The 13,122-nt window shown below is 38.9% G+C and carries 9 protein-coding genes; 7 read left to right on the top strand and 2 right to left on the bottom strand.

All coding sequences use genetic code 11. The annotated features are described in order from the left end of the window. Positions 1–22: 22 nt before the first annotated feature. The 7 genes from ACT29I_RS19230 to ACT29I_RS19200 all read left to right on the top strand — a co-directional run bounded on the left by ACT29I_RS19230 (position 23) and on the right by ACT29I_RS19200 (position 10,624). On the top strand, positions 23–214 hold the full coding sequence (locus ACT29I_RS19230; RefSeq protein ID WP_027472784.1) for a cold-shock protein: 192 nt from the start codon (positions 23–25) through the stop codon (positions 212–214). Between the two features lie 153 nt (positions 215–367). Further along, entirely contained in the window at positions 368–3,628 is a 3,261-nt protein-coding gene (locus tag ACT29I_RS19225; protein ID WP_430932942.1) for a tetratricopeptide repeat protein, read from the top strand. Between the two features lie 45 nt (positions 3,629–3,673). Further along, a complete protein-coding gene (locus ACT29I_RS19220) occupies positions 3,674–5,632 on the top strand; it encodes a DUF3857 domain-containing protein (protein ID WP_430932943.1) in 1,959 nt (652 codons plus the stop codon). 156 nt (positions 5,633–5,788) lie between these two features. Then, positions 5,789–7,735: a DUF3857 domain-containing protein gene (locus ACT29I_RS19215; protein ID WP_430932944.1), complete on the top strand. Its 1,947-nt coding sequence runs from the start codon at positions 5,789–5,791 to the stop codon at positions 7,733–7,735. 367 nt (positions 7,736–8,102) lie between these two features. Continuing rightward, positions 8,103–8,684 carry a peroxiredoxin family protein gene (locus ACT29I_RS19210; RefSeq protein ID WP_444794175.1) on the top strand — a complete coding sequence of 194 codons (582 nt, stop codon included), beginning with the start codon at positions 8,103–8,105 and terminating at the stop codon, positions 8,682–8,684. Between the two features lie 3 nt (positions 8,685–8,687). Then, on the top strand, positions 8,688–9,173 hold the full coding sequence (locus ACT29I_RS19205) for a TlpA family protein disulfide reductase (protein ID WP_444794174.1): 486 nt from the start codon (positions 8,688–8,690) through the stop codon (positions 9,171–9,173). After that, the gene (locus tag ACT29I_RS19200) at positions 9,170–10,624 is read left to right on the top strand and encodes a DUF6029 family protein (RefSeq protein WP_444794173.1); all 1,455 of its coding nucleotides are present in this window, start codon (positions 9,170–9,172) and stop codon (positions 10,622–10,624) included. The genes ACT29I_RS19205 and ACT29I_RS19200 overlap by 4 nt, the downstream gene beginning before the upstream one ends. A 136-nt stretch (positions 10,625–10,760) precedes the next feature. Here ACT29I_RS19200 and ACT29I_RS19195 read toward each other — a convergent pair whose 3' ends face one another. Together ACT29I_RS19195 and ACT29I_RS19190 are read right to left on the bottom strand one after the other, a co-directional pair. After that, on the bottom strand, positions 10,761–11,009 hold the full coding sequence (locus ACT29I_RS19195) for a putative signal transducing protein (protein WP_430932948.1): 249 nt from the start codon (positions 11,007–11,009) through the stop codon (positions 10,761–10,763). 189 nt (positions 11,010–11,198) lie between these two features. Beyond that, complete coding sequence (locus ACT29I_RS19190) at positions 11,199–12,836, bottom strand: AMP-binding protein (RefSeq protein ID WP_430932949.1); 1,638 nt, start codon at positions 12,834–12,836, stop codon at positions 11,199–11,201. Positions 12,837–13,122 lie beyond the last annotated feature (286 nt).

Genomic DNA, 13,122 nt, shown 5'->3' with positions numbered 1-13,122 from the left:
ACATATTTTTTTAATTACAGTAATGAATAAAGGAACAGTAAAATTTTTCAATGAATCTAAAGGATTTGGATTCATTAAAGAGGACGAAACAAACCAAGAGTATTTCGTGCACGTATCAGGTTTAATCGACGAAATTCGTGAAGACGATGCAGTTGAATTTGAACTAAAAGAAGGCCGTAAAGGTATGAACGCAGTGAACGTTAGAGTATTATAATATATTTATACCACTTTAATGAAGAAATTAGAGTAGTATTTACTGCTTAAAGAATTAAATTAAGCCGGGATGATTTTCATTCCGGCTTTTTTGTGCTTTTTTGTTAGATAAAATGTTACTATTTTCACAGGGTATACATTTAACAAACCTCTTATGCTCCAGAAATTAACAGCACTTCTTTATATTTTTTCTGTTTTAAGCGCCCATTCCCAGCAACTTACAGGTGATAGTATAATAAAGGCAGGCATTCAGTTTTACGATGAACAAAGATATGCCGAAGCGATTGCCCGGTTTAAGCTTGTAAACGAAAACGATTCCAGCTACAATAAAATGCTTGCAGAAATGGCCTTGACCTATCTGGCCATGCATAAATACGACAGCGCTATCATTATGGCCAACAATGGCTTAAGCCTTCCCGGATCAAATCATAAGCACTTGTTAAGAACTAAAGGAACCGCTTATGACCACCTGGGCGATACCCCTAGAGCTATTGAAACCTACCAACAGGCCATTGAGAGATATCCACACAGTTCTTTGTTGCACTATAATTTAGGTGTTACTTATTTAGGCGCAGAATATTATGACAAAGCACAATCCTGTTTTCAGGAAGCTTTGCGCTGTAATCCTTATCATGCTTCCAGTCATATGCAGTTGGGCAAGTTAGTCGCACGACAAAAACAATACACAAGGGCCATGCTTTCGTTAGAAACATTCCTGGCATTGGAACCCAACAGCAGTAGAAGCAACCAAGTACTGGTATTTGTAGAAAACCTATCCAACGGTTATATAGACACTACCCAAGGTCATTTTATCGAACCAATTGAAGACAACAAGATATTTGGAGAAGTTGACCACTATATTAAATCCAGGATTGTACTAACCGACAGATACTCCCTACCGATAGGTTTCAATGCCTCGTTGGTAAAACAAACAGACATGCTATTTAAGGTTCTGCCTCTATCGGATAGCGCAGACGATTTCTGGATAAAGATGTATTTCCCATTTATCAAGGCCATCAAAGAAGAAGGGCATTTAAAACCCTTTTTATATACCCTACTGCGTTCTACCGAACATGAAAGCATCACTAAGTATGTATCGAAGAATGAGGATATATTGAAGAAGTTCTATCAAACAGGAAGCCAATTAAGCAAGATTAAACAACGCAGGTTAACCCATGTCACGGGTATATTAGATACCTTGGATTTTGCCTACTTCGATGATGGAAAGCTCTATTCCATCGGCAATTCAAATACGGAAGGAAAGGAAGAAGGCGATTGGAGATATTACCACAGCAACGGGGAGTTAAATGCCATAGGCGTATATAAGGACGGAAAAAAACAGGGCGAATGGCGTTATTACAATTCAAAGGCTCAATTAGAAACTGTAGAGTATTTAACGGATGGTAAGCTAAACGGGATTTGGACAAAATATCATACAACAGGAAAAGAGAGCGTAAGGGCTCCATATTCGAATGGAGAAGTGAATGGGAAAGTGGAATGGTTTGATGAATTTGGCAACAGAACCGGCTTGACAAGTTATACCAACAGCCTGCAAAATGGCCAGGCCTATAATTACTTTGCCAATGGAATTATTAGCGAGAGCTTTACTTATAAAGATGGAAAATTCGAAGGAAACTACGAATCGTACTTTGCAAACGGAAAAATACATCATCAAAAATCATATTCAGAAGGTAAAACAAACGGGAAGTTTAAGGAGTACCATCCAAATGGCATACTTGCTTCTGATGGACAGTTTAAGGACGATAAAGAACAGGGAGAATGGAGAAACTATTATTCTGATGGAAATCTGAAAGACATTCGAAACTTAAAAGATGGAGAGTTGGTTGGGGCATTTAAGGCGTTCTACCGAAATGGAAATTTAAAAATTGAAACCTTTTACAATGAGCAAGGTAACCTGCATGGATTATACAACTCCTTCGATGAAGATGGCAAATTATACATGGAAGAGGTATACGACAATGGAATTATTATCAAGGTTTCATCTATCAGTGAATCGGGAGAAAGATATTTGGTGAGTGAAAACCCAGAGGGAACCTTTAGTTTCTTAGCACACGATTCCAGCGGCCGAAAAACAACAAGCGGTTCGTTTAAAGCTGGAAAGTTTGAAGGTAAATGGACCAGCTACTTTAAGAATGGATGGCCTAAGCAAACATCTTATTATAAAAACGGTGAATTGGATGGCGAAGTAACGATTTATCATGCCAACGCTAACATAAAAGAAATCTATATTTACAAAAACGGAATACTGAATGGAGCATATAAGCAGTATTCTCCTGATGGAACGCTGGTAAACCAAGGTTTTTACAAGGATGGCTACCAGGACAATACTTGGACTTACAGGCTTAGCGATGGCAGCCTGGAATCAACCTATTACTTTTTAAAAGGGGATATTCATGGATGGTTAACCAACTATGATGTTGAAGGTATCATTGAAAATAGACGTAAATATCTGGATGGAAAAATGTTGATTCACGAAAACTATGATATTCATGCAAATAGAATAAACTCAACTTCCCTGCTAGAGCAGGACAGATTTATGATCATGCGTGATTCAAATTACATCAACGCAGTAGGTCATATCAAAGGGGGATACTACGAAGGAGATTTAATATGGGATCACCCCAATGGAAGAACCCTGAGTAAACGGAGCTATTTAAACCATAAAAGACACGGTGAATATTTTCATTACTACGCAAACGGAAGTGTAAAATCGAGAGAGTCCTATTTGAACGGGAAAAAAGTGGGCAAAGGCGTGAAGTATTACGAAAATGGAAATCTGAAAGAAGAAGTCAATTATTTTAATGGAGAAAAAGATGCTGAAGCCAAATATTATGACGAAGACAAAACTTTAGAACTCACCGAAAATTATAGAAATGGAGAATTACATGGCGATGTCATCCAATATGATATAAGTGGCGATGTCATCATTAAACTCATTTTTGAAGAAAACGAACTGATGGCATACCAGTATTTAAAAAACGGCTTGTACACAGATACCATTCCAATTACGAATGGCGATTATAAAATTGAAGCCTATTTTAACAACGGTAAGAAAAGTTACGAGCAATCCTTTAAAAACTTTCTTCCCCATGGAGACAGAATAAAATATTATAGTAATGGGAAAATCCGTCAAAAAAACTCCTTTAAAAACGGAATGCTGAATGGACAATTTTTAGCCTATTATCCTAACGGCAAAAAGAAATTGGAGTATTTCAACATTGCGGGAATGAAAAACGGAAAAAATACCGAATTCTTTGAGAGCGGGAAACCAAAAAAAGTGAGTCAATATAAGCGTGATGAATTACACGGTGTTGTAAAGAATTACAACCAATCGGGTAAGATTATTTCCATTGAAAAATGGTGGAGTGGCAAGTTTATTGGATATGAGCAGTAGAAGAATTTCATTCACACTATCTTTTTGTGTTTTATTTTTGATACCATGAGGACTACAATACTAAAATACATCTTTCTTTGCTTTCTGAGCATTGTAGCAAAAAAAAGCTTCCCGGCCAATTATCCAAACGTTGATGAACTAACTGCTAAATATCAAAAATATAATGCGGTAGTTTCCAATATGGAATCCTTGTATGTGATGGATTGGGCAGATGATTCGGTAATTGTCACTCAGCAAAACTCAAAGGAAGTGGTGATATTAAACGATTTCTCTAAAGGTCTTACAAAAGATTTTATCTTTTTTGGTGGCTTTACAACAATCTCAGAAAAAGAAGCGTACACTTTAGTTCCTGCTGGTGATGATTTCGATAAAGTGAAGGTGAAACAGTTTCAAGAAACGCACAGTATTGATGGCGGCATTTTTTACGATGATTCCAAAATAATGCAATTTGCTTATCCTGCGATTCAAAAAGGCGCTATTACACGTTTGAATTATACGATCAATTATAGCAATCCTAAATTTTTAGGGCAATCCTTCCTGCAATCCTTCATCCCTATTGCCAAGGCAAAAATAATTGTGAAAGTCCATAAGCATATCGAGCTAGGTTTCAAAGAGTTTAATTTCGATCATATTCAGCCCAGCTATAAAACGTATAAAAAAGGCAAGTACACTTTTTATGAGTGGACGGTAGAAGATGTTATGCCGTATCAGTATTATGCGGGAGGCTTTTATTCCACCAGTTTCTTTAGTCCGCATATCGCTTTTTTTATCAAAAGTATTAACAATGAACCTTACTTCGGAACACTCGATCAACTTTATGCATTCTATAACGACTTTATAAACCAGGTAGATAAATCCGGAACCGAAGAGTTGAAAGCTCTCGTGGATGAAGTTACACATGGGCTAACCGATGACCAAGAAAAAGCCAAGGCCATTTATTATTGGGTACACAAAAACATCAAATACATTGCTTACGAAGAGGGTTATTCAGGTTTTGTTCCTATGCCGGCCAAGGAAGTGTTGACCAAACGTTTTGGTGATTGCAAGGGCATGTCGTGTCTGATAAAAACCATGATGGACATGGCAGGCCTCCCTACTTACTTTACCTGGGTGGGAACCCGTCATAAACCATACAGGTACGAGGAATTACCCTTACCTGTGGTAGACAATCATATGATAGCTGCTCAAATTGTAAATGATTCAGTCGTGTTGCTGGATGGCACCTTCGAGTATCTCGATTATGGAGTAAGTCCATACCATATCCAAGGGAAAGAAGTGATGATTGGGATAAGCGAGGATAAGTATAAAATTTATAAAGTGCCAATTACACCGGCTGACTATAGTGTTACAAGCGATTCGATTAAAATTAAGTTAGTGGATGGCAAAGTGAAAGGCCATGATAAAGTCCAATACACGGGTTTTAACAAGCTGGAATTGGCCCATGCCCTGGATGGTGTAAAACCCGAAAAATACAATCAATACCTATCCCATCATTTTGAGATGGGTAACAACAAATTCGTGGTCACGAATAATAAAATAATTAATTTATTTGAGTATGACAATCCAGCCCGGCTCGAATTGAAATTTGAGGTCAGTGATTATTATAAATCCATGGGTGATGAAATATACCTGAACCTGCATCTCGATAAATCCTACGGTCAGATGATTATAGATACCACCGGTAATACATTCACACCCCTTGAAAATGATTTTTATTGTACCGAACGATATATAACAGAATTAGAGATTCCGGAAGGATATGAAGTTACGTATATGCCTAAAGACAACAGTTTTTCAAATCCAGAATTTGAGTTTAGCATCCAGTACAAGAAAACTGATAATACGGTGATTCTGGAGAAGGAACTTAAGTTTAAATTTCTGATTCTATTGGAGGATAAAATTGGAGAGTGGAACAAAATGATAAAAACACTAAACAAGAGTTATAGAAACACACTGGTACTAAAAAAAGGTTTAAAAACTAACCCTAACTTTGATTTCAAATGATACAGGTACAGTAAATAGGCTGAAAGCCATAAAGAACATAGCTTAGGGCAACGCTCTGGGTAAATTGTGTATATTATAAACGGTGGAATCACAAATGTGAAAGATTCAAGTCGTTTTTACACCGCAACTAGATAAGGATGATATTAAAGAACTAATATGAGAAATTCAATTTTACTAATATTACTAACTTTTGCCTTTGGTCTCTCGGCGCAAAACGCGACCAACGAAGTATGGTCGGCAAAACCCTACTATTCCGAAGTTGAAGAACAGAACGAAGGCGAAAACATAATCGGCATCCTTTTAAAAGAAAAGTACGAATATTTCTATTCCGAGGAAGAAGGATTGCTGATGAACCATACCATTCATAAAAAATTCCGCCTGAATAACGATGATGCAATCAATCGTTTTAATAAAATATCAGTGGCATTGGGAAATGTGATCGAGGTCACTGATATTAAAGCCAGAACCATCAAGCCTAATGGGAAATCCATCGAATTCGATAAAAATAATATCAAGGAAATAAAAGACGATGAAAGCGGCAAAAGCTATAAAATATTCGCCATCGACGGAATCGAGATAGGCGATGAGGTAGAATATTACGTGGTTCGAAAAATGCATGCCAGCAATTTCGGTCGCAACTATTTCCAGTTTAATTTTCCTTTACAGCATGCTTCGTTCGAGATAATATGCCCAAACAACCTGGTATATGATATTCGCGGATACAACGGGTTTCCCAACGGAATTTTTGAAAAGCTTGGCGATGAACGAAGCCGGTTCTGGTGCGAGAGTGGCATGATTCCGGCCATTAAAGGCGAGAAATTTTCCTATGTTGACCCGAGAAAACAACGCATTGAATATCGTTTAGACTATAATTACTCCCATGACAATGCACAAAAACTGACCTGGGACGATGCGGCGCAACGAGTGTATGAATCCATGTACTTGACGGTTAACCCTAAAACCATCGAAAAATGGATGGAATTGATACAGGTTCAGGGCAATACCGAAGAAGAAAAAGTAACATATGTAGAGGCGTTCCTCAAAAGCAATATTTATGTGGAACAGTTCAATGCCGACGAGTTCTCCGACCTTGATTTTGTGCTGGAACACAAAGTGACCGGCAGCCGGGGAATAGTTAAATTATACGGAAATATCTTAAAACAACTGGGCATTGAGCATCAAATGGTATTGACCTCGGAGCGCGATAACGTTAGGTTCGATGGTAGCTTCCAGTCATGGAACTACCTCGACCAATATTTAATTTATTTCCCGAACCTCGATAAGTACATCGACCCATCCAATGCCGGATATAGACTAGGTGTGGTCAATGGCAAACTCACCGCTACCGACGGACTTTTTATTGAGCCCGTCAGGATTGGGGATTTTGAATCGGCCATTGGCAAAATAAGGTATATTCCACCCGCTCCATACAACCACAACTACGACAATATGATTATCAATATGACATTAGATGTGGATAGCGATAATGTTCGTATTGTTACCGAACGAGGACTCAAAGGTTTGAGCGGCGGTTTCTTCATTCATTTTTTTAAAATGATGGATGAAGAGCAACAACAGAATACTTTAAAGGAAATGACCGCGACCAAAGCACCAAACCCAACTGTTAACAAATTGTTTTTAAGGGATTCGAGCGATCTGGAACATTTAAAAGATGGGGAGTTTCTGGTGCATTCCGATTTTACCACGGCCGCATTTCTGGAACAAGCAGGACCCAAACTATTATTGAGTATTGGGGAAGCTATCGGCCAACAGGTTGAAATGTATTTTGAAGATGACCGCCAGTCGATGGCTGAGAACGACTTTAACCGCATGTATTATCGCGAAATCAGCCTACAAGTGCCCCAAGGTTATAAAATTGTCAATCCCGAAGCGGGAGAATTGAACGTTATTGCAAGCAAAGGGGGTGAGAAGATTTTCGGATTTGAATCGAATTATACCTACAACGGTGATATCTATAAAATAGTGGTTGAAGAATATTACAAGGAAATTTTTGTCGATCAAGAATCCTTTGAAGGTTTTAAAAACGTGGTAAACGCCGCCGCCGATTTTAATAAAATTGTACTGGTTTTGGAGGAAAAGTAATATTGAGTTAAGATGTAAAATATTCATCTACCCGATAACTGTCGGTTCCCTTATCTATATATCTATATGCCTGGGTTACCGAAGACTCATAAACGAAGAAGATATGCTGTAGTATGCTTGTTGTTTCTCGCGGATTTATTTTCTGCGAAGGAAAATCGCCTTTTAATAAAAAATGTCACCAAAAAATACAATCCTATTTGTAAGGAAATGCTATGCCATTCGACTGATACGGTATTAATCTTATAAATGTACGTAAAAGAAACGACCCTAAAGAAAAGTTTCTCGCACTATTTGTCCCTATTCATTGGGAAGAGAAGCATTATAGGGAGTTCCTTCGAATACATTTGGAATTTAAAATTATACTGTAATGAAAGTAAGTCGACTTCTTATATCCGTTTTCGTTATTTCGTCATTGGCCTTTTATGCATGTGATGATGGCAATAATCCCATGTCAGATTCCAACACAAACCCCACGGACAATAATAACGATGGGGATATGAATGATGATGGGAGTAACAATAACGGTGCAACACTGGCACCGGATTTCAGTCTTCAAAATCTAAATGACGAAACCGTAACGCTATCTGCCTACAAAGGAAAAGTGGTGGTACTTTTCTTTTTTGGCAACACTTGCCCATCCTGCATAGCATCAGCGCCGTCAGTGCAAAGCAAGTTGGCAAATGCATATAGTGCTAACGGCAATGTTATTATTGTAGGTATTGATCAGTGGGATGGCACAAAGGCTTCGGTAGAAGGGTTTAAAAACAGTACAGGTGTAGATTTCCCTCTGCTGCTGAAAGGTTCATCGGTAGCCAGTAAGTTCGAAACTACCTACGACAGGCTTATTGTTGTGGATAAGGAAGGTTATATCCGATTTAAAGGGAGCCGTGGAGCTGGAAGCGATGCAGATTCTGCCAAAAGTACCGTGGAAACATACCTAAACAAATAGACTATGGCAAGAAATCATTTACTTGTCCTTTTTGTTTTGTTTATTTCGCTCAACATAAGTGCACAGACGATTCGGAATTTCTCAACCTCTACGATAGATAACAAACCGGTAAGCTATTCTGATATAAAAGGGGAATATTTAACTGTACTCGATTTTTGGGCATCGTGGTGCCGGCCCTGTTTGAAAGCCATGCCCAAACTTCAAAATATTTACCAGGAATACAATCATAAAGGAGTTGCTTTTATTGGCGTAAATACCGATGGCCCACGAAGCTTCTCGAAGGTCTTGCCACTGGTAAACTCGTTAAATATCACCTACCCCAACATAAGGGATATTGAAGGTAAGATAAAAGACGAACTGGAAGTGAGTTCAATGCCTACATTTCTTATTATAAGCAAAGAAGACATAGTGGTTTTTCGTCACGAGGGATTTGCTTCCGGCGACGAGGAAGAGTGGCGAAAGGTAATAGAAAAACTACTTGCAGAATGAGAAGCTATTCGATATTTACCTTATTGATGATTGGATTCACGGTTGTTACTGCCCAATTTTCGGGCACCGCTTTAACGGAGTATCAATACGGAAAGCTCCCCAACGAACAGGACGATATGTTCAATTCGGTGTACAGCAAGTTGAATTTAAACTATACTCTAAGTCAGTTTAAGTTTGGTGCAGGCCTGCAGCTATATCAATCGCCCTTTGGAGAAAGGAATTACATAAACTTATCGCAAGCCAAAGTAAGCTATCAAACAAAATCCGTGTCGGTGCAATTAGGCAACTACAATGAGATTCTGGGCAAAGGTATCCTACTAAGAAATTACGAAATACCTGGTGCGGTTATCGAAGATCGCGGTTTCCGTTCCAAGCAGTATTTCTATACCGACATGCTTGGAGCTACGGCTTCCTATAAAACCGATAAATGGTCGGGAAAGGTACTTTGGGGGTATGCCTTAAATAACCTGTACCCACCCACGCAAATATGGGAGAGAAGAAGGTCGGATGAGGTGCTGGGTACTGAAGCGGGATATACGGTTGGAAAGCAAAAAATAGAATTTTCCGGATTACGATTAAAGAACGATGAGGAAGAAAGCTACTATGCTATGACAGGATTCTCCGGCACCATTCTCCCAACATTGACATATTATTTGGGATATGCCGACTATTTAGGTGGAGAAGGTAAAAGCTCCAACGAACAAGAAGCTTTTGCAATATATGGCAGTTTAGCGTTTTCGTTAGCAAACTTCGGTTTAAGCCTGGAATACAAGCATTACGAGCACTTTTTAATTGGTACAGGAATTAACGAACCACCTGCTTTAGTTCGTGAGCATAGTTATAAGTTATTGAACAGAAGCACACATGTTCTGCAGCCAACCAATGAAAGTGGCATCCAGTTGGAGGCGTTTTATCAGCCAGGTCTTTTTTCCTTGTTGACGTTTAATTACACCTATGCCAGAAACAGGTTTGTCAGGGAGTTTAATTATAACGAGTGGTTTTTTGAATTTTCGGGTGTTGGAATTTATGATGGAGATTTAAAACTGTTTGCCGATTATGCGCTGGATCCGCTTAAAAATGAGGACAAAAGAATATCTGCTGGTTTCTATATGGATAGTCCGCTTTGCAAAAAATGGGGATTGATCGTTGAAGGTGAAGGACAAAAATTTGAAAGACTTGATACCCATGTCCAGAATTATCTTTTGGGGCTTACCATTCGTAATAAATCTAAATTTTATCTGGGCTTAAATACAGAGTGGAGTAACGATCGGTTTGTATCCGAATCCGATAAATGGTGGGTTGGGTGTAGTACCCGATACAAGCTCAACTCAAAAAACAGCGTTCAACTGTTTGTTGGCGAACGCAGAGGAGGGCCTGCCTGCAGCGCGGGTGTATGCTACGAAGTGTTGGATTTTAAAGGAATGGAAATCAGGTGGTCGGCAAGACTATGATGGAGAATGAAAAACACAAATGGTTAATGGAAGCGGAAAAAATCCAGGTATATAGGCAAGGACTTTGCTCCTTCACCAGTTAAATTTCAAATAAAGGTATTACACTCTGGTCAGAGTTATAGTCCCAACCAATTTCTTACACCAATAAATCCTGGTATCCATGTTCTTCGATGATTTTGACGGCATTCTCATAATCGGCTGCATTAACTTTTAGTGTAATATCATCTTGTGTTGCCGACCCGAAATAGGTATTCATTAAGGATGATGCCGGGTTATCGGAATGAAGAAGGGAATAAATTCCAGAGCCCTCCAGAATTCGTTTAATTTCCTCAGCTATAATTTTATCGCTTACCTGAAGTAGTGCTTTTATTTCCGTATCCGCCATAATTAAATAGTTTTGATTAATAAGTGTATAAGATACCCGGTTTTTCCTACTAAAAAAATCCTTCGCAAGTATACGAAGCAGTCTGTTTACGGTAAAGCCCATTTGGTACCGGTTAAGAACCTTCAACCTGAAACACCTTTGCAAAGGCTAATATCCTGCAACCGATAACTAAAGGCCTGCAGCCAGATGCTACTTGGTGTACTTATATCGTTTGATGCTCTTTTTGGGCGTTTTTTCAAATTCCTCGGGAAACAAAGTCACCTGTGAAAGGTTCATATAAGCAGGTAACTCTTCGTTTACCAATTTCTTGAGGCCTTCAATTGTGTCGGTAATTTCTTTCTCTGATAAATTTTCTGCATCAGCCTTTTCGTAATCGGGATATACCAGTGCCTCCAGTTTTCCTTCCCCTATATCGCGTACCAGGCACTCCTGAACGTATTCCATGTTATTCAGTTTGGCCTCGATCTCTTCGGGGTAAATGTTCTGTCCGGAACCACTCAGTATCATGTTTTTACTTCGTCCTTTAATATAAATGAAGTTGTTATCATCTATAACACCCAGATCACCTGTGTGCAACCAGCCATTTTTGTCGAAAGCCTTTTCTGTAGCCTCTTTATTTTTGTAATACCCCAACATTGTTTTGGTGCCTTTTACCATAATCTCCCCCACTTCGTTATAGGGGTCGTTGGAATCAATCATTACCTCCATACGGTCTACTAGCCTGCCCGCAGATCTCGGTTGGGTTGTGTCCCAGGGCTCGTAACTGATCAGCGGACCGCATTCCGTCATGCCATAGCCAATGGTAAACGGGAAGCCAATTTTACGCAAAAAATCTTCAACATCTTTATTGAGTGCAGCACCGCCAATCACAATCTGCTGAAATTCGCCACCAAACACCTCGGTCAATTGATTTTTTACTTTTTGGTAAACCACCTGATTTAGGATTGGAATCTTGCTCAAGGTTTTCACGGGATTCTTTTCCAAAGCCGGCAAAATCCGTTTCTTGAATATTTTCTCCAGGATTAATGGCACTGCTAAAACCAAATGCGGTTTTACGTTTTGAAAAGCCTCGGTGATAATCTGGGGAGAAGGCGTCCTGCTCAAAAAGGTAATATGACATCCCACGGTAAATGGCCACAGAAATTCGAACAGGCAACCGTATGCATGCGCTAAAGGCAGGAATGAAACAATCCTGTTACCAGGTTTTAGTTCCAGATTTTCCTGTGCATAAAGAACATTTGACCAGATACTTCGGTGAGGTAACATCACCCCTTTTGAAAATCCGGAGGTACCCGATGTGTATGACAACACCATTAGTTCATCCTTATCAATTTTGGCAAACTCTATCATCTCAACAGTAAACTCCTCAGGAATTTTTATTGAGTCAACAATGTTTTTTAGCTCAAGTGTACAACTAACCAAGGGTTTAAAACTTTCGATGCTTACGATACCCTTTATATTTTGCATCATGCTTTCATCCACCTTGTTAAAAATCAAATCGGTCGAAAACAACAACTTCGATTCTGAATGGCTGACAATATGATGAATCTCGCCACTGCCAAAGTCAGGCAGAATAGGGACAACAACAGCTCCATACGACACGGTTGCCAAGTAGGTGATGGCATAATTGCTTAGGTTTCTGCCGATAAGTGCTACTTTGTCACCCTGTTGGATATCACACTTCTTAAACAATTCGTGTATCCAGTAAATTCTTTCGCTTGCTTGACGATAGGTATATGATTCTCCCTGATAGTTGCTAAAGGCAGATTGATTTTCATAACTTTTTAAGGCATGTTCTATCATGCCGATAAATCCATTATTCTCCATAAATTTCGATTAAGCTAATTGGGATGGGATGGGTCAAAAATTGTAAAACGATTTTAACTTTGCAAGTTAATACTTTTATTTAAACCCGGATTATGTATTGGAGGTTCGTCATGAGCATTGCAAGTATAATAAAACAAGGCATTACCGAAACGAGGCATAACTTGTCCCGATTACTTTCAAAGAATTTATCGTGGGTAAAAAAATTACAATAAAATTTCATCGCACTTGATGTTGCGGGGATTTATATTTGCATGTGTAATATTTAATATGGCGGTATATAATTCAA

The sequence above is a fragment of the Saccharicrinis sp. GN24d3 genome, from assembly GCF_052400645.1.
Lineage (GTDB): Bacteria > Bacteroidota > Bacteroidia > Bacteroidales > Marinilabiliaceae > Saccharicrinis.
This window is presented reverse-complemented; position numbering and strand designations above follow the sequence as displayed.